Source organism: Algoriphagus locisalis (genome assembly GCF_900116615.1).
Lineage (GTDB): Bacteria > Bacteroidota > Bacteroidia > Cytophagales > Cyclobacteriaceae > Algoriphagus > Algoriphagus locisalis.
In genome coordinates, this window is the sequence record NZ_FPBF01000005.1 from 409,606 (window position 1) to 431,853 (window position 22,248).

The following is a 22,248-nucleotide window of genomic DNA, read 5'->3' on the forward strand; positions in this document are numbered from 1 at the left end:
CTTATGAAACGATATACTATATTCGTTATTACCGAAAATTTCATCGGTATTCTTAATCGCATCACCATTATTTTTACCCGTAGAGGTATCAATATCGATGCACTCACAGCTTCAGAGAGCCGCCTGGAAGGGATCCATCGGATTACCATTGAGGTGACAGCGTCTGAAGATACAGTCATACAGCTAGTCAATCAGATTGAGAAAATCATCGATGTGATCAAGGCATTTTATCATGAGGACGAAAGTGTGGTCTATCAGGAAATCGCCTTATACAAAATCCCTGTTTCCAGACTGGATGGAGGGCTTGAGAAAATTATCAGGCAGCATAATGCGAAGATTATCGCAGCAGAACCTGACTTTGTGGTCTTGGAACTATCCGGTCACAAGGAGCAGACACAAGAACTTCTTGAAATCCTAAAAGGATATGGCCTACTGGAGTTTGCTAGATCAGGCCGAGTGGCTGTCGCAAAGAGAATGTTAACCATTGACAGTTTTGTCAAATAATAATAAACCAAAAAGGATTCTACGGAACCTATTAAACACTAGTAATAAATTTTAAAAAAAGATGAAATTAAAATTCGGCTCAACAGAAGAAAACGTAGTAACTAGGGAAGAATTTCCACTGGAGAAAGCAAGAGAAGTACTCAAGGACGAAGTGATCGCAGTACTAGGTTATGGTGTACAAGGTCCAGGTCAGGCACTTAACTTGAAAGACAACGGATTCAACGTGATCGTAGGTCAGCGTAAAGGCTCCAAAACTTGGGACAAAGCCGTAGCGGATGGCTGGGTTCCTGGCGAGACACTATTCGAGTTGGAAGAAGCTTGTGAAAAAGGTACCATACTTCAGTTCCTACTTTCTGATGCAGGGCAGATTGCTCTTTGGCCAACAGTAAAAAAACACTTGACTCCAGGTAAGGCGTTGTATTTCTCTCATGGTTTCGGTGTGACTTATAAAGAAAAAACAGGGATCATTCCTCCAGCTGACGTAGATGTAATCTTGGTAGCGCCTAAGGGTTCTGGAACCTCATTGAGAAGAATGTTTGTAGAAGGTAGAGGCTTGAACTCTTCTTACGCAATCTATCAGGATGGAACTGGCAAAGCGAAAGATCGCGTTGTAGCTCTTGGTATAGGAGTAGGTTCAGGTTATTTGTTCGAAACAGATTTCTACCGTGAAGTGACTTCCGATTTGACTGGCGAAAGAGGTACGTTGATGGGTGCTATTCAGGGTATTTTTGCGGCTCAGTACGAAGTTTTGAGAGCAAACGGTCATACTCCTTCTGAAGCTTTCAACGAAACCGTGGAAGAATTGACGCAGTCATTGATGCCGTTGGTAGCTGAAAATGGAATGGACTGGATGTATGCTAACTGCTCTACTACTGCACAAAGAGGTGCTTTGGATTGGTGGAAGCCATTCAGAGATGCTACTAAACCAGTATTTGAAGAATTATATAACAGCGTAAAAACTGGACAAGAGGCTCAGAAGTCTATTGACTCTAACTCTAAAGAAGATTACCGAGTGAAACTGGAAGCTGAATTGAAAGAATTGAGAGATTCTGAAATGTGGCAGGCAGGTGCTGTCGTCCGTCAGTTGAGACCAGAAAATAATTAACACAAAACCCCCAAGAACTATGAGTGATAAGCTATGGATATTTGACACTACCCTGAGAGATGGGGAGCAAGTACCCGGGTGTCAGCTGAATACCCAGGAGAAAATTGTGGTAGCAAAAGCGCTGGAAGAACTAGGTGTAGATATTATCGAAGCCGGCTTTCCAATTTCTAGTCCAGGAGATTTCAATTCTGTTCTCGAGATTTCAAAGGCAGTTTCCAACCCAATTATCTGCGCCCTCTCCAGAGCTGTAGAAAAAGATATCGAAGTAGCGGCTCAATCCCTCAAATTCGCAAAAAAGGGTCGTATTCATACTGGAATTGGTGTTTCACCATATCACATTCAATACAAACTGCGCTCCACTCCCGAGGATATTATTGCTCGGGGTGTAGCTGCAGTGAAGTTTGCACGGCGATTTGTGGATGACGTTGAGTTTTACGCTGAAGATGCAGGTCGTGCAGAAGCAGATTTCCTGAATAAAATTATTGAGGAAGTGATCAAGGCGGGAGCGACAGTAGTGAATATTCCTGATACCACGGGATATACTCTTCCAGAGCAATACGGTGCTATCATCGCTAGTTTGAAGAATAATGTGCCAAATATTGACAAAGCAATCATCGCTACTCATTGCCACAATGATCTAGGAATGGCGACTGCAAATACGGTATCCGGCGTTCAGCACGGTGCCCGTCAAGTGGAAGTTACCATCAATGGAATTGGAGAAAGAGCTGGAAATACCTCTCTGGAAGAAGTAGTGATGGCGATCAAATGTCATAAAACTATTGATGTCCATACCGATATTGTCACTCCTAGAATTTACAATACAAGTCGTTTGGTTTCCAAATTGATGAATATGCCTGTGCAGCCAAACAAAGCTATTGTGGGTAGAAATGCATTTGCACACTCATCAGGAATTCACCAAGACGGTGTGCTGAAGCATAGAGAAAATTATGAAATAATCGATCCTAAAGACGTGGGGGTTGGTGAGTCAACAATCGTTTTGACAGCAAGATCCGGAAGAGCTGCCTTGAAACATCACTTGGATGCTTTAGGTGTAGAATTGGAAGGGGAAGCGCTAAAAGATGTGTACGAAGAATTCTTGATTTTGGCAGATAGCAAGCGTGATATCGGTCGCAAAGATCTGATGGGCTTGGTGGGTAAGTTTGTGACTGATTCGAATTTCATTGAATTGGGAAAAGTCACTTATTCATCCAATGGTACCATTCAGGCTCAGGTAGAAATGAAAATCGGTGACGAATCTCATACTTCTACAGCACATGGAAATGGCCCGGTGGACGCAGTTTTGAAAGCGATCGATAAGATTGCCAAGCCAGCTGTGGAACTGGAGGAATTTCTAATTCAAGCCATTACACACGGTAGTGATGATGTGGCGAAAGTTCACATGAGATTAATCAAAGGAGACAAGCCTTATTATGGCTTTGCCTCACATACAGACATCGTATTGGCTTCAGCTCAGGCCTTTGTAGATGCACTCAATAAAATCCCGGTCAAAGAATACGCGACCGCATAATTATGGAAAAGACAACATTATTTGATAAAATCTGGGATTCTCACGTAGTGAAATCAGTTCCTGCTGGACCAGACGTATTCTTCATCGATAAGCATTTTATCCATGAAGTAACTTCTCCGGTAGCTTTTCTAAACTTGGAAAAGCGTGGAATCGGAGTTAAAAACCCAAGCAGAACAGTAGCTACGCCTGATCACAATGTGCCAACGGTAGATCAGGACAAAACGATCAAAGACAAGCTTTCCCGCATGCAGGTAGAAAGACTTCGTGAGAACTGTGCCAAATATGGCATCGAGCTTCACGATTTGGGATCTGCTCACCATGGGATTGTTCACGTAATCGGTCCAGAGCTTGGCATCACTCAGCCAGGAATGACGATCGTTTGTGGAGATAGCCACACTTCTACGCATGGTGCTTTCGGAGCTATTGCGTTCGGAATTGGTACTTCTGAAGTAGAAATGGTTTTAGCGACTCAGTGTATCATGCAGTCCAAGGCCAAGAAAATGAGAATCACCATCGATGGAGTAGCCGGACCAGGCGTGACTTCCAAAGATTTGATTCTTTATGTAATTGCCCAAATTTCTGCAGCAGGTGCTACAGGATACTTTGTAGAATATGCAGGATCTGCGATCCAAAGTCTCTCCATGGAAGCTAGAATGACCGTGTGTAACATGTCCATTGAGATGGGTGCACGTGGAGGTTTGATTGCTCCGGATGAAACCACATTCGAATACCTGAAAGGGAAACAATATTCTCCAAAAGGTGAAGAATGGGACAAAGCAGTTGCGCATTGGAAAACGTTGAAAACAGACGAAGGTGCTGTTTTTGACAAAGAATACCACTTCGACGCTGCAGATATTGAGCCGATGATCACTTACGGTACCAATCCTGGTATGGGCATCAAGGTGAAAGGAAATATCCCTACTACAGAAGGTATGGAAGGAAGCAATAAATCTTCGTACCTGAAATCCTTGGCTTACATGGGCTTTGAGCCCGGTGAGGCAATTAAGGGGAAAAAGGTTGATTTCGTATTTGTTGGTTCTTGTACCAATGGTCGTATAGAAGATATTCGTTCTGTGGCATCTTATGTAAAAGGTCACAAAAAAGCGGATAACATCACTGCTTGGATTGTACCAGGATCTCGGGAGGTTGAGAAAATGGCGCATGAAGAGGGGTTGGTGAAAATCTTGGAAGAAGCTGGATTCGAACTACGTCAGCCAGGCTGTTCTGCATGTCTAGCGATGAACGACGACAAAATTCCTTCTGGAAAATACGCCGTATCTACTTCCAATAGAAACTTCGAAGGACGTCAGGGACCAGGAGCTAGAACGATGCTCGCATCTCCTTTGACTGTAGCAGCAGTAGCCATTGCCGGCGAAATCTGCGACCCAAGAGAAGTATTCCAAAACTAGATATTAGACTTTAGATTCAAGACACAAGACTTTTGTCCGGTTGATTCTTAAAGCTCAACTAAAAAACAAAGCTTTTGTCAAATGATACTTTAGAGGTCTTTTACCAAAAAAAATAAAAAAATGGCTTACGATAAATTTACTGTCCTCACGAGCACTGCGGTTCCTTTACCGACGGACAATGTGGATACAGATCAGATCATCCCAGCGAGATTCCTGAAGGCTACTGAGCGCGAAGGTTTCGGCGACAATCTTTTCCGTGACTGGAGATATGATGTGGAAGGAAATCCTAAAAAGGACTTTGTCTTGAACGACCCAACATACAGTGGTAAAATCTTGGTTTCAGGAAGAAATTTCGGTTCTGGATCCAGCAGGGAGCACGCAGTTTGGGCTCTTTATGATTACGGCTTCCGATGTGTAGTTTCCAGCTTTTTCGCAGATATCTTCAAAAATAACTGCTTAAATATTGGAGTACTTCCTGTGACTGTTTCACCTGAGTTTGCAGATAAATTACTTGACACGATCACTGCAAATCCTGAAACTACAATTACGGTAGATATTCCAAACCAGAAGATTACGCTGGACTCCACTGGGGAATCCGAATCTTTTGACATCAATGAATACAAAAAAGACAATATGCAAAATGGCTTCGACGACATCGACTATTTACTGAATATGTCTGACGAAATCGATGCTTTTGCTGCAGATAAATAAGTGAAAATGACCGCAGGGAAGCGCATTGAAATAATGGATACAACGCTGAGGGATGGAGAACAGACCTCAAGCGTTTCCTTCTTGCCTTCTGAAAAGCTGCAGATCGCCAAACTTTTGCTGGATGAATTGAAAGTAGATCGAATTGAGGTGGCTTCAGCGAGAGTATCAGATGGGGAATTAGAAGGAGTACAGAAAATCACCCATTGGGCGGCTGAGAAAGGCTACTTGGATCGGGTGGAGGTATTGGGTTTTGTGGATACCCCGGCTTCGGTGGATTGGTTGTTGAAAGCCGGTGCCAAAGTCATGAATCTATTGACTAAAGGCTCACATAATCATTTGACTCATCAGCTCAAAAAAACTCAGGAAGAGCATTTCGCGGATATTCAAAAGAGTATAGCATACGCTCAAGAGAATGGGATTGATGTAAATGTATATTTGGAAGACTGGTCAAATGGCATGCGTAATTCTCCGGAATACACCCTTGCGCTGATAGATTTTCTGACTACGCTTCCCGTGAAAAGAATTATGCTCCCGGATACCTTGGGACTACTTTCTCCTGAAGAAACAAAGGCGTTTTTCATCCAGATTTCAGGGAAATTCCCAAATGCACATTTCGATTTCCATGCCCACAACGATTACGATCTTTCTGTAGCCAATGTCATGGAAGCGATCATGTATGGCGCTTCTGGAATCCACACTACGATCAATGGACTTGGCGAAAGAGCAGGAAATGCTCCTTTGGAATCTGTAATCGCTGTGATCAAGGATTTCACCGATCTTGAAATCAATGTTCAGGAGCAGAAAATCTATCGCGTGAGTAAGCTGGTAGAGCAGTTTTCCGGTCAGCACATTCCTGCGAATAAGCCTGTAGTTGGTGAAAATGTTTTTACCCAAACTGCAGGAATCCACGCGGATGGTGACAATAAGAAAAATCTTTATTTCAACGATCTGCTTCCAGAGCGATTTGGACGCCAGCGGAAATATGCCTTAGGAAAAACCTCCGGTAAAGCCAATATCTTGAAGAATTTAGAGGAATTGGGGATTTCCTTGGAAAAGGAAGAGCTTACCAAAGTGACTCAGCGTATCATCGAACTTGGTGATAAAAAAGAGCGTGTAACCACGGAGGATTTGCCATATATCATTTCTGATGTGTTGCAGAACAATTCCATTTCCAAAAACATCTTCATTGAAGGTTATCACATGACTCATTCACAGGGGTTGAAGCCTTCTGTGCAACTCCGCTTGAATATTTACGGGAAATCTTACGATGCTCATGCATCTGGAGATGGCCAATACGATGCATTTATGCGGGCGGTAAAGGAAATCTACAAATCCAGAAAAAGACAACTCCCTAAATTGATCGACTACCATGTATCTATTCCTCCAGGAGGAAAAACGGATGCATTTGTGGAAACTGTCGTGACCTGGGATTACGGTAAAATATTTAAAACGAAAGGGCTGGATCCCGATCAAACAGTGGCTGCGATGATGGCCACAGAGAAAATGCTGAACATCGTCGAATCATTCAATCAAACACCAACGAAAGAAGAATCCAAGTTTTATGGAAATGAATATCGCGCTGTTGCCGGGTGACGGCATCGGACCTGAAGTAATCGACCAGGCTGTGAAAGTAGTGAAAGCTATTGGCCAGAAATTCGGACACAAAATCACTTTTACAGAAGCAGTGGTAGGAGCCGCCGCAATTGATGCGACTGGTGAACCTTACCCAGATTCTACTCACGAAATCGCAGCAGCTTCCGATGCAGTTCTCTTCGGCGCTATCGGTGATCCTAAATACGATAATGACCCGAAAGCAAAGGTTCGTCCTGAGCAAGGTCTGTTGTTGATGCGTCAGAAATTAGGCTTGTTTGCCAATGTTCGACCAACCTTCACTTTTCCTTCTTTGGTACACAAGTCTCCTTTGAAATTAGATCGTGTTGATGGTGTTGACTTTGTTTTCTTCAGAGAATTGACTGGCGGAATCTACTTCGGAGAGCCAAGAGGAAGAAATGAGCAGGGTACGAAGGCTTTTGATACCAATGTGTATAGCAAGCATGAGATCGTTCGTTTGGCAAGAATGGGCTTCGAAGCTGCGCAAAAAAGAAGAAAACTCCTGACTTGCGTGGACAAAGCAAATGTGATGGCTACTTCCAGACTTTGGAGAGAGACCGTACAAGAACTTGCTCCTGAATACCCTGATGTGAAAGTGGAATATGAATTCGTAGATGCAGTAGCGATGCGATTGATTCAGTGGCCAAAAGCTTATGATGTTTTGATTACTGAAAACTTGTTCGGAGATATTCTGACAGATGAGGCTTCTGTGATTTCAGGTTCTATGGGCTTGATGCCATCTGCTTCCTTGGGTACTTCTATCAAATTGTTCGAACCAATTCACGGTTCTTATCCACAGGCAGCTGGAAAAGACATTGCCAATCCTTTGGCTACCGTTCTTTCCGCAGCGATGATGTTTGATTATGCTTTCGATTTGAAGGAAGAAGCGCAATTAATTTCCGATGTGGTTAACCTTTCTCTTGATGAAGGATATGTAACTGAAGATATCGCTGATGGCGGTACTGCTTACAAGACTTCAGAAGTTGGCGACTGGCTAGCTGCTAAGATTTTGGCTTAAATGAGTCCATAGAAAAAATGAAAACTACCTCAGGAATGGGGTGGTTTTTTAATTGATTTTAGGATTGCCTCAATTTTCAATAGCCTGGAATTTATATAATCTTGCTTTCTGTCTTTTTTTATTAAGTAGTAGATATAGAACCCAATTATTAGGCAGAAAAGAATGAAAATGAAATATACAATCGGAGGGACACCTTCAACATGATGGGGTATAGAGGCCCAGCTTTTACTAGGGTTTAAGTTTTCAGTTTTAGAATTAAGCATCCTTCATCAACTCATTTACTGAAATATCTTCATCGATCATTGGCCAGTGAACGCCATATCCAGACGGCGAAATTTTATACATGGAGCGTTCCATGTCTGTCGCTACTAACAGTTTGTTGGATACATCCGCAATATCAAGGATGATTTCCCGCTCATCGACTGAGAGGATCATTTTGTCATTGACGAAATTGATGTCAGAAATATGGTAGCTAACTTTCATCTGTTTATAATTGCTTTTCTATGGTCATATGGAATCTCGCAGAGCTTATATTCATGCCAGTGTGTGATTTTTTAGTCATGCTCGATTTCATGTGTTTATTATTGATTTTTATTGGCCACTTGGAATACCCCATAAAATCATTCCCTTGTGTGAGAACTTTTCTCTGGGGCATTTTATATTATTTATTAAAATAGGCATTCCAAGAATCTACAATTAAATCAAAATTCTTGAAAATTATCTTACGAATCTCTTTTCTCCCCGAAGTACTTAAGTTAAACGAAAAAGCTTCCTTTATGTCCACTTCCTCGCTTAAAATCCAAAATTTACATTCCATATCAGCTTTTTGTGCATGGATATGAATTGGCTCTGAACCTTCATTTGAATAAAAGAAAAGTCTCCATCCTGAAATATAAAGAACCGTAGGCATTAACCAATTTAGCATTTTGGACATTCAGATCCTCCGTCTCAGATTAAAAACTTCTTTTATTAATCTTCGATTGAGATAGCCAAAATCATATAATTTGAGTACTTAATAGATTAGAGCGAAATTGCCCTTAATTTCAAACTTCAAATCCCAAATCAGTAAATTCTTGCAATCCCGTCCCTTCTCTTACCTCTTTTCCATTTCCTATTTCGGTGCTCGCTACAAAGGTTGGGCTCCTCAGCCAAATCAGCCGACGGTTCAGCGAAGATTGGAGCGTGTGATACGGCATGTATTGGGGCATGAGGATTTTTCTCTGATTGGGGCAAGTAGAACGGACTCAGGTGTTTCCTGTATGGGTGGGTTTGTGCAGGTTTTCCTGAGGGAGGAGGTAGATATGAGTTCATTAATACCTCAATTCAACGAGCACCTTCCGCAGGACATCCGATTGAATTCAGTGAGTGAGGTTTCCATAAATTTCAATTTGATTCAATCCGTTCAACAGAAAAGCTACCGATATTATTTTTCCAATTCCATTGATTTTCATCCCTTCGCTTCAGCTTTTATGGTGAATGTGCAGGGAGACTTGAATTGGGAGAAGATGAACGAAGTGTGTGGATCATTTATCGGGAAGCATGATTTTAAGGGTTTTTGCAAGCCTTCAGAAAATAAAACGGATTATTTGCGGGAGGTGATTTCAGCAAGAATTCATCATACAAATGAATTTTTGGGACAGATTTTCCCTCAAGAGATTTATTATTTCGAAATCACCGGCACAGGCTTTTTGCATCATCAAGTGCGCATGATGATGTCTGCTATCTGGCAAATAGGAAAAGGGGAAATGGATTTGACTGAGATGGTAAATCGATTTGAATCTCCCGATTCATTTGAAAAACTACCTCCAGCTCCTGCAAATGGTCTGGTTCTTTGGGAGACAACCTTAAAGAGTTTATGACAGTTGATTTTGGGTTATAAAAAGTCTATAAAAGCGGATAAAGAACAAGAGTTAAACGGCAAAAGCTTAATTGAACCAAACGTTGTGCCGCCGCGCCGCTGCGAGATAAAATCAAAGCTTCAACTCAAACACATAGTCATCCATTACATACCCATTTCCGATGTCGATGACTTCCTCCTTGATATTCACAAAACCTAGGTATTCATAAAATGCAATTGCTCCAGTATTGTATTTGTTGACATTCAGCGATAGACTTATTTGCTTGTTTTCTAATGCGATATCCTTTATAGCCTGAATTAATTTCTTTCCAATTCCTTTTCCTTGAGCTGTTGGGAGAATATATATTTTATGGATTTTTGTTTTCCCAGGCTCTTGATTGACTTCAATTCCCGTAAATCCAAGATTCTCACCATTTTCTTCAGCCAAAAAGAAGAGATAGCCATCGCTAGCTTGCTTTTCCAAAGTCTCCAAACTATACATCCAATTGAGCATATATCTGATTTGCTCGGGGCTTAATATTTCGCCAAAAGTATGTGGCCAAGTTCGATGAGCGATAGACTGAACGTGAATCAAGTCTTCAACATTGGCAGGAATGATATCAATCATATTCAGAATATCATTTAGATTTTATCTGGCTCCGGATGAATATAGCCATCTCGATAAGGTCTTCTCAAAAGTGCCGTAGCTTCTTCGTCGCCCTCAACGATCATAGTCTTTGGATTGTAGCGAAGAGGTCTTCCACCTAGTTCCATAGACATATTTGCCAAAATGCAGGATGCCGTAGATATATGGCCTTCCAAAACATCAGCTACCGGTAAAGTGTCATTTTCTATTGACTGCAGCCAGTCTTTCAATTGTTTGCGGGTCGCAGGAGCAGCGTGAATCTCTATGTCTTTTTCAGTCACATCTTCTGGATATTGCTCCTTTTCCAAAACTACAGGGTAGTGGATAGGTTCTCCGTTATTTCTTCCTTCTGGGTAAAAATCCGCTCGCATCGGACTACCGGCGAGCATTCCATTTTCTCCATAGATCTTAAAAGCCCACGGGTAATCTTTGTCCACGGGATTTCCCCAGGTACGATGCTGCCAAACTACATTCATTTCATCAAATTCAAAAAGAGCAGTTTGGGTATCTGATATATTGGCAACACTATCTTTTTGCACATAGATTCCACCTGTAGATGTCACTTGAATAGGCCAACCCAAATCCAGCATCCATCGGACGGAATCTAGCATGTGTACACACATGTCGCCCACAATCCCATTTCCGTATTCCATGAAAGCTCTCCAGCCTCGATGCAAAATACCTCGATAGGGAAGCATTGGTGCAGGACCAGCCCAAAGATCATAATTCAGATTATCTGGGACAGGCATGACATCAGGATTGCTGTTGTTACGCATATGGTAATAGCAGCAAACCTCAGCATGCGATATTTTTCCAAGTTTGCCAGAATCAATAATTTCCTTTTTTGCCTGCATTAAATGTGGCGTGCTTCTTCGTTGCGTGCCGATTTGAACCTTGCGATCGTACTTTCTTGCAGCTGCTAAAATCGCTTCCCCTTCGATCACATCCACTGAAATAGGCTTTTGTAAATACAAATGAGCTCCGCTTTTCAATACATCAATTGCTATTAGAGCATGCCAGTGATCCGGAGTTCCTACCAATACATATTCTGGTTTTTCTTTTGCTAAAAGCTCTTTGTAATCTTCATACAGCGCAGGTACTTTACCTGACTTTTGCCGAGTTGATACTAACCTTCCTGCTTCTGCTAATTGCTTGCTATCTACATCACATAGACCAACTACTTCCACATCTGCTACTTGAATCAATCGGAAAAGATCGGATTTGCCATACCAACCGGTACCAATAAGTGCAACTTGCAATGGGCCTTCCCGGTCTTTAAAGTCCATGCCGAGCAAGCCAAAACTTGCCAGAGACATCAAAGCGGTACTTCCTTTTAAAAATTCTCGTCGATTGAGTGGGTTCATAGGTAATTGAGTTAGAATTCTGAATTTACAAAAAGGAGAGTTTCTGCCAAGCAATTTTAGTAGTCACGGATTTAGGACATGATAAACTGAACTCAGAAAAAACAAAAAGCGTAAGAGTTCTAATTTATTTGGCCGCCCAATCCAATTGCTTCCCTTGCTCTTCCGCTTGTTTGTCCTTTGAACTCCCAAAGGCTATGCCGATAGCCATTCCGATTGGCAAACCTATCCCAATGAAAGCCATATTTCCTAAGGATAAACCGAATACTACTCCCAACGGAACTCCGAAAGTCGCCATCCCGAGAGCGAGCCACTGAAGTTGGTAATGGTTTTTGGCAACCAATCCTAATTCATTTTCCACCAATTTGAGGATTGCCGCTTGGGCAGATTTAATTTGCTTCAATAGTTCTGGATCCGGGCCGGGGAAATTATTCACACCTGCCATGATTTCATTGAGCTTTGCTTCTGTAGGCTCAGGAATATTTTTTTTCTCGATAGCCCCCAAAAGCGTGCTAAGGTTATGAGCAGCTTTTGAAAGTTTTGGGTTTTCTTCGAAAGAGGGTCGGGTCGTTAGGGGAGTGAGGGGCATTGCATTATTCTTTATTTCCGTAATCTTTAAGATAATAATAATGTGGAGACCTCATGCTATCTGACAACAAGATCTCAGTTAATTGCTTAGGAATCGCATATCCATTAAACTTGGATATGAGAAAACTATTTCCCCAAGTGTAACTATAGTTGGCAATTTCTCCTAATTCTGGGTTAAGAATGACGGCCCCATCCCCATCCATTGGGGGATCGAGAAACTCATATTTTAAAAGAAGAATTGAATCTAACGCAATAAATTTATTGACATAACCCAAGTAGCTATTATTTAATAGTTCATAAGAACCTTTGGTAGTTTTGAGAAGCGAATAGGTCCGGGATTTTTTACTGAGCAATGAATCGAAATAAGTGAAGGTAATAGTGTCTTCTGAAATGGTTTTAATGAAGGTTAGGCTTTCATTTCCGTATAATTGGGATCCAGCAAATTTAGAAAATCCCACTTTTAGAGTGTCCGTTTTACTTTCAACGATAGTAGAGTTTTTGCTTTGGCATGCAGAAAAAAAGCAGAGTAGAATTAGATATACATAGGGTTTGGTGAGCATAAGTAAAGTTAAAAAATAAGAGGAATAAGTGGGCATCTCAATTCCCAATGTTCTCTAGGTCATCCAAATCTTTGGGGCGATTTGAAGCTTTTTTTGCTTTAATAAGGTCGTTTTTATGTATGGTTCTTATTTGAATACCCTCTTCCTCAAATATTTTGCTTTTCACATATGCCTCTTTGAAATCCAATCCTTTGACAGCAGTCATAATATCAATGGCAACTGGGGGTCTGCCAAAGGAATATACATCCCAAAAAGGATGATTTAAAAAATTTTCCTCAGTCATATCGAAAACGGGCATTCCGAATTGATTGAAAGCTTTAACAAGTCTAGCATAATTTTCGGTTGATTTATTCACCCAGAGATCTAGATCTCCTGTGGTTCGAGAATAGCCATAAAGAATGACAGAGAAACCACCAACCAGGATATATTCGACGTTGTGCTTGTTTAACGCTTCAATGAACTCTCTGAAATCTTCGTCAAAAATATTTCCCATTAATCTTGAGATCTTACACTAAAGGCTGTTTTGTCCATCCTAGGAGGATTGTCAATGTCATATCCATAGGCAATGCTATTCAGGTAGCGATGGATTCGAAGCCTTTCCTGCCAAGTTGAATCTTTATACGCTTTTCCATAATTAACATGTTCCGATGCATTCCTTGCATGAAAGGCAGATCGGTCGAGTTTGTATTTTTTTGGGCTGTCGGACATATCATTTTAAAGATAAAAAGTCAATTCGAAAAATCGTATGTATATCACTCCCTATCTCCAATCTCTTTTTATGTATTCTTCACGGACTCAAAACATCGGTCACCCGGCAACCCACACCTAACATTCTCAAAACTTCACCCCAAATCTCTCCCCTAATTCAGTCAAATCCTTTACTACTGGATCAAGCAATGGAATTCCATCTTTCATTCTTATAGCTTCCAATTCACGCTCAGGATCACCTGGGATTAATACTTTTTCATTTCCAGGTGTTGGTTTGGCAGCTCTGAATCGGGTGATCCAATTATCCATATGAGCTTTGAATTCATCAGCAGGCCGGAAAGCATCTACCCGCATAGCTCCGAAGAAATGGCCAATACCTTCACCGACCGGATTAGGATCTGGCTCTAAGAAAGCAACAAATGGTGGAACCCAAGGGCCGTAATTGGCACCGGAAAGTACTGCGGAGAAAATATCCACGACCGAACCCAATGCATATCCTTTATGAGAACCATGTTCCCGATCGCCACCGAGCGGAAGTAAAGCTCCACCATCTTTTACGCCATTGGCGGAAGTAGTTGGATTTCCTTCTTTGTCCTGCACCCAGCCTGTTGGCGTATCCATTCCTTTTCTTTGAAGAATTTCCAATTTCCCATTCGCAGCAGTTGTAGTAGCCAAATCCGCAACGAAAGGAGGCTGATCTTTAGCAGGGATTGCAACAGCTATTGGATTTGTTCCGAGAAGTCTTTCCTGAGAAAAAGTAGGGGCAACCAGTGGGCTTGCATTAGTTAGGGAAATCCCAATCATATCATGAGCTAAAGCTTGCATAGCATGATATCCCGCAATTCCGTAGTGATTCGAGTTTTTTACAGAGACCCAGCCAGTTCCGGCGATTTTAGCTTTTTCGATAGCAACTTTCATAGCAAAAGGAGCTACCACCAATCCTAAACCTCCATCTCCATCAACGACAGCAGTGGAAGGTGTTTCGTGAACTACCCGCACATTTGGCGTAGCATTTATCCTTCCTTTCTCCCACAATCGCACATAACCTGAAAGTCTGGCAACTCCATGACTATCTACACCTCGAAGATCTGCTGACAACAATACATCAGCTGCAGTTTTAGCTTGATCTTCCGGGCAGCCTATTTTAGTAAGCATACCCATCGTAAATGAATGGAGTTGTTCGAATGAATAAGTCATAGAAAAAAGGGGTTAAGCTGACGAAAAACTGTCAGCCAAATATAAGAAAGGATTTTTTTGTAGCTGCTTAAAGGGCTGTTTGCTCAGGAATAAGCAAGGAAGCTATCGCACCTTCTTTCAGTGCATAGTGTGAGCAAGTGATGAAATCCACTTCGATATAGCGCAAAATAAACTCAATCAAACTTGATGCTACCACAATCATATCTACCCGCATGGGAATCATCCCGGGAATCAGTAATCGCTCCTCTTTATTTTTCGTCAAAATCATGCGATGAATTGCTTCATATTCCTCTATGGGTAGTTCAAAAACATGACGTCCAGTGAGTTTGCACTGAAGCATAGATTCAAAGTAAATATCAGTCAAGGTGTCAAAAGTCCCTGAAGCTCCAACTAACCCAACTGGCTTGTAGAGTTGGATAGCCTCGATCAGCGGCTGAAGTTTTTCTTCTAAATAACTTTCCAGCTTATCGATTTCTTCTGGAAGAATAGGGTCGTGGTAGTGAAAAAGCTCTAAAAGACGTTGGCCTCCGATTTCAAAGCTTTGTTTCCAAAGAGATACCTGACTGTTCCCAATGATAAATTCAACAGACCCACCTCCGATATCCATCATGAGTTCTGTATGTCCATTTAAAGAACCGGATAGTCGGATTCCCTGATAAATCATCTGGGCTTCCTCTTCGCCAGAGAGAACCTGAATGTTAATTCCAATGGTCTCTTTAACTGTTTTGACAAACTCAGGACCATTTTCCGCATTTCGAACTGCGCTGGTAGCAAAAGCAAAAACCTGATCTATGTTTTCACCATCGATCAGGTTTTTGAAATGTTTGAGTGTATGAAAAGCTCGTTTTACAGCATCTTCAGCAAGGTTGTTTTGGTTGATTCCGCCCTTACCCAATTTCACAGGGATTTTCTCCTTGAAAATTGTTTTAAAAGTTACATTATCTAATTCAACCAATAACAAATGAAATGTATTGGTGCCCATGTCAATTACCGCCGCCTTTCGGGTACTCATACGCTGCCAATTTTAAAGATGGGCGAATATAGAAAGTTATTTGAAATGAGGTCTTTCAACATAAATTTAATTACCCGATTTTTTTAAGAAAGTCATTTAACCGCAGAGCTCACAGAGGTTTCACGGAGATTCACAGAGATGGCTATAACCTACAGTAGGTGTGGTGGTGAAAGCTTCATGACTACATACGCTTGTTTTTTTACAGATGGATTTTTCTGGCTGCCTTTTACCACTTACTTTTTACGATAGCGACAGAGACATACATTCCCTCGCATTCTTTTCCATACCTGACAAAGCCTGCTATATTTGAGCAAGTCTAAAAACTATACTATGAGCAATCAGGATAAACCCAATTATAACTTACCAGGAAAAGAAGGAAAGATTGAGGTGCTGAAAAAGAAAAATGCTGAAGCATTACTTGGTGGAGGTGAAAAGCGAATTGCTTCTCAACACAAAAAAGGTAAACTCACTGCCCGCGAGCGGGTAGAATTACTGATGGACGAAGGCAGCTTTCAGGAAATTGACAAGTTTGTAATGCATCGTGCAAAGGATTTTGGCCTGGACAAAGAACATTACCTTGGTGATGGTGTGATTACTGGATATGGAGAAGTAAATGGTCGTTTGGTTTATGTTTTTTCGCAGGATTTCACAGTTTTTGGAGGTTCACTATCTGAAACTCATGCAGAGAAAATCTGCAAAATCATGGATATGGCTATGAAAAATGGCGCGCCAGTGATCGGGTTGAATGATTCTGGAGGAGCGAGAATACAAGAAGGAGTTAACTCACTCGGTGGTTATGCCGATATTTTTTACAGAAATACCCTTGCCTCAGGAGTCGTACCGCAAATTTCCGCGATCATGGGGCCTTGTGCTGGAGGTGCAGTTTATTCCCCAGCTATCACCGACTTTATATTGATGGTGGAAAACACCTCCTACATGTTTGTCACTGGTCCTAATGTGGTGAAAACTGTGACTCAGGAAAATGTTACGGCCGAGGAACTTGGTGGAGCGTCTGCACATAGTACTAAGAGTGGTGTGACTCATTTCGCTTGCGCAAATGAATTGGAATGCATCCAGCATATCAAAAAAATCTTGAGTTATATGCCTCAGAATTGTGAGGAAATTGCCCCGGTTTATCCATATGAGCTATTGGAAGATGAAAGCCGAAAAGATTTGGATAGCTTGATTCCAGATAACCCAAATCAACCGTATGATATCCGTGATGCTGTCAAAGGGATTGTGGATGAGGATTCTTTTTTAGAGGTGCATGAAAACTTTGCAGACAATATTGTTGTTGGCTACGCAAGGATTGCGGGTAGAAGTATAGGTGTAGTTGGAAATCAGCCACAATCAATGGCAGGTGTCTTAGATAACGATGCATCGGTGAAAGCTGCTCGCTTTGTGAGGACTTGTGATAGTTTTAATGTGCCAATACTGGTTTTGGTGGATGTACCGGGCTTCTTGCCAGGAACAGATCAAGAATGGAATGGGATTATCACAAATGGTGCAAAATTACTTTATGCATTTTCAGAGGCGACAGTTCCTAGAATAACTGTGATCACGAGGAAAGCCTATGGTGGAGCCTATGATGTGATGAATTCCAAGCATATCGGAGCGGATCTGAATTTTGCCTGGCCAACAGCAGAAATCGCTGTGATGGGAGCAAAAGGAGCTTCCGAGATTATTTTCAAAAAAGAAATTGCGGAAGCGGAAGATCCCGAGGCTAAGCTTCAGGAAAAAGTAGGTGAATACACCGCTAAATTTGCCAATCCATATCGTGCTGCACACAGAGGCTTTATTGACGAAGTTATTATGCCATCTGAGACCCGCATCAAATTAATTAAGGCATTCAAAATGCTGGAAAACAAAGTGGATAAGATACCAAGGAAGAAACATGGGAATATTCCGCTGTAATAAATTCAATTATCAATTTTCAAATACAATTTTCAATGGATTCGAATACCTTTTTATATAATTACCTCAACAACGCCTCTCCAACCGGCTTTGAAGCATCAGGTCAGCAGATCTGGCTGGATTATATCAAACCTTTTGCAGATGATTATTTCACCGACAACTATGGAACGGCTGTAGCGGTCATCAATCCGAAAGCAGAATACAAAGTGGTGATCGAAGCGCACGCGGATGAGATCAGCTGGTTTGTGAATTACATCAAAGACGATGGGTATATCTATGTGCGTCGCAATGGTGGCTCGGACCACATGATCGCACCATCCATGCGAGTTAATATTCATACAGATAAGGGAATTCTACCAGGAGTATTTGGTTGGCCAGCAATTCATGTGAGAAAAGAAGGCAAAGAAGATGCACCTACTTTGGACAACATCTTCATTGACGTAGGAGCGAGATCCAAAGAAGAAGTGGAGGAAATGGGAATTCACGTAGGCTGTGTTATCACCTTCAAGGATGAATTGACCGAGCTGAATGGTAAGTTCTACTCTGGAAGAGCATTGGATAATAGAATCGGCGGATACATGATCGCCCAGGTTGCCAAGAGGATCAAAGAAAATAAGAAGAAACTTCCTTTTGGACTCTATATAGTAAACGCAGTACAAGAAGAAATTGGGCTTCGTGGAGCACAGATGATTGCTGCTAACATCAAGCCTAATGCGGCTATTATCACAGATGTTTGTCACGATACAACAGCGCCTCTATATAATAAGGTGACTAGTGGGGATTTTACTGCGGGCAAAGGGCCTGTTTTACCAGTCGGCGCTTCAGTTCATAAGAAGTTACTTGATTTGATTATTGCGACAGCGAAAAAGAATGACATTCCTTTTCAAAGAGCTGCCGCATCTAGAGGCACCGGTACAGATACAGATGCTTTTGCATACTCAAATGAAGGAGTGCCATCGGCATTGATTTCTCTTCCTTTGAAATACATGCATACTACCGTAGAAACTGCCAGCAAAGATGATATAGAGCAAGTCATCAATTTGATGTATGAGTTCTTGATAGACTTTGATCCTACTTTTGACTTCAGGTATATAAAATAAGTCCACAGTCCGCAGTCCACAGCTGTGGTCCGTCGACCGTCGACAGTTGACCAAAAATGCAGTTCACCGACCAGCTCAAGCGTAGCGTTTCACTTCCTTCACCTCCCCAGCGGATTATTTCGCTCGTTCCTTCACAGACAGAGCTATTAGTAGATTTGGGTTTGGAAGAAAGGTTAGTAGGAGTCACAAAATTCTGTGTGCATCCCGAAGGTCTTCGGAAATTAAAAACTATTGTTGGCGGAACGAAGAACTACCGAATGGATGTCATTGATTCTTTGAAACCAGATTTGATTATTGGCAACAAGGAGGAAAATGAGCAGGAAGGGATCGAAGCCTTGATGGGGAAGTACCCGCTTTGGATGAGTGACATCTATAATTTGGAAGATAGCTTGGAAATGGTAGCGTCTTTGGGCGAAATGCTTGGAGCAAAAGCAAAATCTGAGCAACTCATCAAGCAGCTATCAAAAGACTTTGCTAACCCACTTGCCAAGAAAGGCAAGGCTGTTTATCTTATATGGAAGGATCCTATCATGGTAGCAGGAGCTGAGACCTTTATAAATGAAATGTTGGGTTTTGCTGGATATGAGAATCTGATCCGGACCTCGCGATACCCGCAGCTTTCTGAAAATGAATTGGTTGAGTTGAATCCTGAACACCTATTACTCAGTTCAGAGCCGTTTCCATTCAAGGAAAATCATATTGAGTATTACCATTCACTTTTGCCAAAAGCTAAAATCAGACTAGTGGATGGAGAAATCTTCTCTTGGTATGGTAGTAGGCTGTTAAAAGCAAAAGCATATTGCGAAAGCTTATAAGCTTCAACTAGTGAGGACAGGCTCATGAATTTACCGCTCATGAAAAAATATAATTAGCTAAAGGACTTTATTAAAAAAATCAATTAACTTTTGACTTTAATTAGTTTGTAATTAATAGTACTATGAAAAATACCAAATATGCCTGGGTCGCTTTAGTTGCCATAGCTTGGTCATGTGGGCCAAAACCAGCAGAAGATTCTGTTACGGAAACAGTTGTTGAAGAAGTATTAGTGGCAGAGAATTCTCTTACAGAAGAGGAAAAGGCTGATGGCTGGATGCTACTTTTCGACGGAACTAATACCGATGGGTGGAGAGCTTTCAATGGGGATAGCTTTCCTTCAGATGGCTGGACGGTCGAAGAAGGTGCTTTGAAAGCATTGGGTAAAGGAGGAGATATCGGAGGGGATATCGTATTTGGTCCAGTGGAATTTGAGCAATTTGTCATGGAATGGTCCTGGAAAATCTCTCCGGGAGGAAATAGCGGAGTATTGTATCACGTAGTGGAAGACCCAAAATATGAAGCTCCTTATGAAACAGGACCTGAGTATCAGATGATCGATCAGTTGGGTTTTGCGGAACCTTTGGAGAAATGGCAATCAATTGGCGCGGATTATGCAATGACCGAGCCTGATTATGAAGGAGCTGTAAAACCTGCAGGTGAATGGAATACTTCAAAGATCATTTTCTCAGAAGAAGGATCCAGCTATTATTTGAATGGAAAGAAGACCGTAGAGTTTGTTCCTTATTCAGAAGAATGGACTGCTGCACGTAATTCAGGTAAGTGGAATGATTATCCTGATTATGCCATTGCGAAGTCGGGATTGATTTCTCTACAGGATCACGGGGCTGTGACTTGGTTCAAAAACATTAAAATTAAAAAACTATGAAGAAGGTATTAGTGGCGATGCTATTAGTAGCATCTGTGAATTTTGCGCATGCTCAGAAGAAAGTAAAACTCTTTAATGGAGAAGATCTTTCAGGTTGGACTATCTATGGTACTGAAAAGTGGTATGTAGAAGATGGATTGCTGATTTCTGAAAGTGGACCGGATAAAGGATATGGTTATTTAGGCACAGACGAGAATTTTGATGACTTCGAAATCACCTTGGAATTCAAGCAAGAGGCTAATGGTAATTCTGGTGTTTTTATCAGATCAACTGTAGATGGAACAAAAGTTTCAGGATGGCAAGTAGAGGTTGCTCCTCCAGGCCATGATACTGGCGGGATCTATGAATCCTATGGTAGAGGTTGGTTAGTGAAGCCGGATCCAGAAAAAGACAAGTATTTGAAGTTCGGTGAATGGAACAAAATGAAGATCGTGGTAAAAGGTGATAACGTTACTTCTTACTTGAATGGACATGAAATGGTGAACTTCACTGATGCTAAAATAGGCGAAGGAAAAGGTGGTATCTGTCTTCAGATCCATGATGGTGGAGGAATAAAAGTCTATTGGCGAAATATTGTTTTGAAAAAGCTATAAAAACCCAAAAGGATTAGATTAAATGCCCTGATGATTCAATTGTCAGGGCATTTTTATTTTGTAAAACTTTTCCCTGTCGTTATCAGCTGTTTATGTCAAAGCGAGTTAAAACTCTAAGAAATCTATTGCCCATAAAATAAAATCCCTGATATTTGCACTCCCAAACGACGCAGACGGTGTCAGGGCAGGAGCGGAGAGCGGCTCTACAAAGGTTTGAAAAGAGAAAAGGAAATTAATTTAGCTGCGGGGCTAGGAAGTCAAAAGAGAGTTCTTACCTTTGCGCACCCATCTGAAGAGAGGGGGATAAAGCATCGAGGGATTAGCCTTCGAAAACTTTCAGAATTATTTTCACAAAGGTTGTTGCGGGATAAAAAATAACGCTTACCTTTGCACTCCCTTCAGCAAGGAAGGGAAAAAAACGGAGCGGAAATCGAAAGATTGAGGCAGCCGGCCAGAACCACAAATGCGTGGTACTAAGTTCTTTGAAGTGATGTAAGACGAAAAAAATAGTAACCTGAGAACAGACAGGGAGACGTTCATAAGATTTGCTTCGTGCGGTTTCATGGACAGTGTATAAATAATGATAATTTACAATGGAGAGTTTGATCCTGGCTCAGGATGAACGCTAGCGGCAGGCCTAATACATGCAAGTCGAACGGTAGATTACTTTCGGGTAATTGAGAGTGGCGAACGGGTGCGTAACGCGTATGCAACCTACCCTATACAGGGGGATAGCCCGGAGAAATCTGGATTAATACCCCATGGTATCATTTGACTGCATGGTTAAATGATTAAAGATTCATCGGTATAGGATGGGCATGCGTCTGATTAGCTAGTTGGCGGTGTAACAGACCACCAAGGCTACGATCAGTAGGGGTTCTGAGAGGAAGGTCCCCCACACTGGCACTGAGATACGGGCCAGACTCCTACGGGAGGCAGCAGTAGGGAATATTGGGCAATGGACGAGAGTCTGACCCAGCCATGCCGCGTGCAGGAAGACGGCGTTCTGCGTTGTAAACTGCTTTTATCTGGGAAGAAAATGCCCCTGCGGGGGAAATTGCCGGTACCAGATGAATAAGCACCGGCTAACTCCGTGCCAGCAGCCGCGGTAATACGGAGGGTGCAAGCGTTGTCCGGATTTATT

General features: G+C 41.8%; 23 protein-coding genes and 1 rRNA gene. 14 read left to right on the top strand and 10 right to left on the bottom strand.

From position 1 onward, the window contains the following. Positions 1 to 3 precede the first annotated feature (3 nt). The 7 genes from ilvN (at position 4) to leuB (ending at position 7,886) form a co-directional block, all read left to right on the top strand. Positions 4 to 504 (top strand): acetolactate synthase small subunit, encoded by a 501-nt coding sequence (gene ilvN, locus BM386_RS15880; RefSeq protein ID WP_091696087.1) that lies wholly within the window; start codon positions 4 to 6, stop codon positions 502 to 504. Between the two features lie 61 nt (positions 505 to 565). Next, positions 566 to 1,609 carry a ketol-acid reductoisomerase gene (gene ilvC / locus BM386_RS15885; protein ID WP_091696089.1) on the top strand — a complete coding sequence of 348 codons (1,044 nt, stop codon included), beginning with the start codon at positions 566 to 568 and terminating at the stop codon, positions 1,607 to 1,609. Positions 1,610 to 1,628: 19 nt separating this feature from the next. After that, the gene (locus BM386_RS15890) at positions 1,629 to 3,137 is read left to right on the top strand and encodes a 2-isopropylmalate synthase (RefSeq protein WP_091696091.1); all 1,509 of its coding nucleotides are present in this window, start codon (positions 1,629 to 1,631) and stop codon (positions 3,135 to 3,137) included. A 2-nt stretch (positions 3,138 to 3,139) separates the two neighbouring features. Continuing rightward, positions 3,140 to 4,546 carry a 3-isopropylmalate dehydratase large subunit gene (leuC, locus tag BM386_RS15895; RefSeq protein ID WP_091696092.1) on the top strand — a complete coding sequence of 469 codons (1,407 nt, stop codon included), beginning with the start codon at positions 3,140 to 3,142 and terminating at the stop codon, positions 4,544 to 4,546. Positions 4,547 to 4,666: 120 nt separating this feature from the next. Next, the gene (gene leuD, locus BM386_RS15900; RefSeq protein ID WP_091696094.1) at positions 4,667 to 5,257 is read left to right on the top strand and encodes a 3-isopropylmalate dehydratase small subunit; all 591 of its coding nucleotides are present in this window, start codon (positions 4,667 to 4,669) and stop codon (positions 5,255 to 5,257) included. A 6-nt stretch (positions 5,258 to 5,263) separates the two neighbouring features. Continuing rightward, a complete protein-coding gene (locus BM386_RS15905; RefSeq protein ID WP_091696095.1) occupies positions 5,264 to 6,850 on the top strand; it encodes an alpha-isopropylmalate synthase regulatory domain-containing protein in 1,587 nt (528 codons plus the stop codon). Then, positions 6,819 to 7,886: a 3-isopropylmalate dehydrogenase gene (gene leuB / locus BM386_RS15910; RefSeq protein WP_091696097.1), complete on the top strand. Its 1,068-nt coding sequence runs from the start codon at positions 6,819 to 6,821 to the stop codon at positions 7,884 to 7,886. Before BM386_RS15905 ends, leuB begins: the two co-directional genes overlap by 32 nt. A 255-nt stretch (positions 7,887 to 8,141) precedes the next feature. On the opposite strand, the gene BM386_RS15920 is transcribed toward leuB, so the two are convergent. Both BM386_RS15920 and BM386_RS15925 read right to left on the bottom strand, forming a co-directional pair. Next, complete coding sequence (locus BM386_RS15920; protein WP_091696100.1) at positions 8,142 to 8,369, bottom strand: DUF2442 domain-containing protein; 228 nt, start codon at positions 8,367 to 8,369, stop codon at positions 8,142 to 8,144. Between the two features lie 178 nt (positions 8,370 to 8,547). Then, complete coding sequence (locus BM386_RS15925; RefSeq protein WP_091696155.1) at positions 8,548 to 8,796, bottom strand: DUF4160 domain-containing protein; 249 nt, start codon at positions 8,794 to 8,796, stop codon at positions 8,548 to 8,550. Positions 8,797 to 8,959: 163 nt separating this feature from the next. Between BM386_RS15925 and truA the strand changes: the two genes are divergently transcribed. After that, the gene (gene truA, locus BM386_RS15930) at positions 8,960 to 9,745 is read left to right on the top strand and encodes a tRNA pseudouridine(38-40) synthase TruA (RefSeq protein ID WP_170857109.1); all 786 of its coding nucleotides are present in this window, start codon (positions 8,960 to 8,962) and stop codon (positions 9,743 to 9,745) included. Positions 9,746 to 9,856: 111 nt separating this feature from the next. Here the strand turns inward: truA and BM386_RS15935 are convergent, their stop codons facing one another. From BM386_RS15935 to BM386_RS15970, 8 genes are all read right to left on the bottom strand, one after another. After that, positions 9,857 to 10,351 carry a GNAT family N-acetyltransferase gene (locus tag BM386_RS15935; RefSeq protein ID WP_091696102.1) on the bottom strand — a complete coding sequence of 165 codons (495 nt, stop codon included), beginning with the start codon at positions 10,349 to 10,351 and terminating at the stop codon, positions 9,857 to 9,859. A 14-nt stretch (positions 10,352 to 10,365) separates the two neighbouring features. Further along, positions 10,366 to 11,733, bottom strand: a complete 1,368-nt coding sequence (locus BM386_RS15940; protein ID WP_091696104.1) for a Gfo/Idh/MocA family protein — start codon at positions 11,731 to 11,733, stop codon at positions 10,366 to 10,368. A gap of 124 nt (positions 11,734 to 11,857) precedes the next feature. Then, positions 11,858 to 12,319, bottom strand: coding sequence for a hypothetical protein (locus tag BM386_RS15945; protein ID WP_091696106.1), 462 nt, complete (start codon positions 12,317 to 12,319; stop codon positions 11,858 to 11,860). Between the two features lie 4 nt (positions 12,320 to 12,323). Beyond that, positions 12,324 to 12,878, bottom strand: a complete 555-nt coding sequence (locus tag BM386_RS15950) for a hypothetical protein (RefSeq protein WP_139235933.1) — start codon at positions 12,876 to 12,878, stop codon at positions 12,324 to 12,326. Positions 12,879 to 12,915: 37 nt separating this feature from the next. Then, the gene (locus tag BM386_RS15955; protein ID WP_091696109.1) at positions 12,916 to 13,371 is read right to left on the bottom strand and encodes a nucleotidyltransferase; all 456 of its coding nucleotides are present in this window, start codon (positions 13,369 to 13,371) and stop codon (positions 12,916 to 12,918) included. After that, entirely contained in the window at positions 13,371 to 13,586 is a 216-nt protein-coding gene (locus BM386_RS15960; RefSeq protein WP_091696110.1) for a hypothetical protein, read from the bottom strand. Before BM386_RS15960 ends, BM386_RS15955 begins: the two co-directional genes overlap by 1 nt. 126 nt (positions 13,587 to 13,712) lie before the next feature. Further along, positions 13,713 to 14,783 carry an Ldh family oxidoreductase gene (locus BM386_RS15965; RefSeq protein WP_091696112.1) on the bottom strand — a complete coding sequence of 357 codons (1,071 nt, stop codon included), beginning with the start codon at positions 14,781 to 14,783 and terminating at the stop codon, positions 13,713 to 13,715. Positions 14,784 to 14,850: 67 nt separating this feature from the next. Further along, the gene (locus BM386_RS15970) at positions 14,851 to 15,795 is read right to left on the bottom strand and encodes a Ppx/GppA phosphatase family protein (RefSeq protein ID WP_091696113.1); all 945 of its coding nucleotides are present in this window, start codon (positions 15,793 to 15,795) and stop codon (positions 14,851 to 14,853) included. Positions 15,796 to 16,125: 330 nt separating this feature from the next. Between BM386_RS15970 and BM386_RS15975 the strand changes: the two genes are divergently transcribed. From BM386_RS15975 to BM386_RS16000, 6 genes are all read left to right on the top strand, one after another. Next, positions 16,126 to 17,709: an acyl-CoA carboxylase subunit beta gene (locus BM386_RS15975; protein WP_091696115.1), complete on the top strand. Its 1,584-nt coding sequence runs from the start codon at positions 16,126 to 16,128 to the stop codon at positions 17,707 to 17,709. Positions 17,710 to 17,744: 35 nt separating this feature from the next. Beyond that, positions 17,745 to 18,809, top strand: a complete 1,065-nt coding sequence (locus BM386_RS15980) for a M42 family metallopeptidase (protein ID WP_091696116.1) — start codon at positions 17,745 to 17,747, stop codon at positions 18,807 to 18,809. 56 nt (positions 18,810 to 18,865) lie between these two features. Then, positions 18,866 to 19,624 (top strand): helical backbone metal receptor, encoded by a 759-nt coding sequence (locus BM386_RS15985; protein ID WP_091696118.1) that lies wholly within the window; start codon positions 18,866 to 18,868, stop codon positions 19,622 to 19,624. 122 nt (positions 19,625 to 19,746) lie between these two features. Next, entirely contained in the window at positions 19,747 to 20,511 is a 765-nt protein-coding gene (locus BM386_RS15990; protein ID WP_091696119.1) for a 3-keto-disaccharide hydrolase, read from the top strand. After that, positions 20,508 to 21,104, top strand: coding sequence for a 3-keto-disaccharide hydrolase (locus tag BM386_RS15995; RefSeq protein WP_091696121.1), 597 nt, complete (start codon positions 20,508 to 20,510; stop codon positions 21,102 to 21,104). The genes BM386_RS15990 and BM386_RS15995 overlap by 4 nt, the downstream gene beginning before the upstream one ends. A 590-nt stretch (positions 21,105 to 21,694) precedes the next feature. Next, positions 21,695 to 22,248 (top strand): 16S ribosomal RNA (locus BM386_RS16000); the annotation flags it as partial.

Coding starts and splice junctions, on each gene's coding strand:
- ilvN (WP_091696087.1), top strand. CDS start 4: ATGAAACGATATACTATATTCGTTATTACCGAAAATTTCATCGGTATT.
- ilvC (WP_091696089.1), top strand. CDS start 566: ATGAAATTAAAATTCGGCTCAACAGAAGAAAACGTAGTAACTAGGGAA.
- BM386_RS15890 (WP_091696091.1), top strand. CDS start 1,629: ATGAGTGATAAGCTATGGATATTTGACACTACCCTGAGAGATGGGGAG.
- leuC (WP_091696092.1), top strand. CDS start 3,140: ATGGAAAAGACAACATTATTTGATAAAATCTGGGATTCTCACGTAGTG.
- leuD (WP_091696094.1), top strand. CDS start 4,667: ATGGCTTACGATAAATTTACTGTCCTCACGAGCACTGCGGTTCCTTTA.
- BM386_RS15905 (WP_091696095.1), top strand. CDS start 5,264: ATGACCGCAGGGAAGCGCATTGAAATAATGGATACAACGCTGAGGGAT.
- leuB (WP_091696097.1), top strand. CDS start 6,819: ATGGAAATGAATATCGCGCTGTTGCCGGGTGACGGCATCGGACCTGAA.
- BM386_RS15920 (WP_091696100.1), bottom strand. CDS start 8,369: ATGAAAGTTAGCTACCATATTTCTGACATCAATTTCGTCAATGACAAA.
- BM386_RS15925 (WP_091696155.1), bottom strand. CDS start 8,796: ATGCCTACGGTTCTTTATATTTCAGGATGGAGACTTTTCTTTTATTCA.
- BM386_RS15935 (WP_091696102.1), bottom strand. CDS start 10,351: ATGATTGATATCATTCCTGCCAATGTTGAAGACTTGATTCACGTTCAG.
- BM386_RS15940 (WP_091696104.1), bottom strand. CDS start 11,733: ATGAACCCACTCAATCGACGAGAATTTTTAAAAGGAAGTACCGCTTTG.
- BM386_RS15945 (WP_091696106.1), bottom strand. CDS start 12,319: ATGCCCCTCACTCCCCTAACGACCCGACCCTCTTTCGAAGAAAACCCA.
- BM386_RS15950 (WP_139235933.1), bottom strand. CDS start 12,878: ATGCTCACCAAACCCTATGTATATCTAATTCTACTCTGCTTTTTTTCT.
- BM386_RS15955 (WP_091696109.1), bottom strand. CDS start 13,371: ATGGGAAATATTTTTGACGAAGATTTCAGAGAGTTCATTGAAGCGTTA.
- BM386_RS15960 (WP_091696110.1), bottom strand. CDS start 13,586: ATGTCCGACAGCCCAAAAAAATACAAACTCGACCGATCTGCCTTTCAT.
- BM386_RS15965 (WP_091696112.1), bottom strand. CDS start 14,783: ATGACTTATTCATTCGAACAACTCCATTCATTTACGATGGGTATGCTT.
- BM386_RS15970 (WP_091696113.1), bottom strand. CDS start 15,795: ATGAGTACCCGAAAGGCGGCGGTAATTGACATGGGCACCAATACATTT.
- BM386_RS15975 (WP_091696115.1), top strand. CDS start 16,126: ATGAGCAATCAGGATAAACCCAATTATAACTTACCAGGAAAAGAAGGA.
- BM386_RS15980 (WP_091696116.1), top strand. CDS start 17,745: ATGGATTCGAATACCTTTTTATATAATTACCTCAACAACGCCTCTCCA.
- BM386_RS15985 (WP_091696118.1), top strand. CDS start 18,866: ATGCAGTTCACCGACCAGCTCAAGCGTAGCGTTTCACTTCCTTCACCT.
- BM386_RS15990 (WP_091696119.1), top strand. CDS start 19,747: ATGAAAAATACCAAATATGCCTGGGTCGCTTTAGTTGCCATAGCTTGG.
- BM386_RS15995 (WP_091696121.1), top strand. CDS start 20,508: ATGAAGAAGGTATTAGTGGCGATGCTATTAGTAGCATCTGTGAATTTT.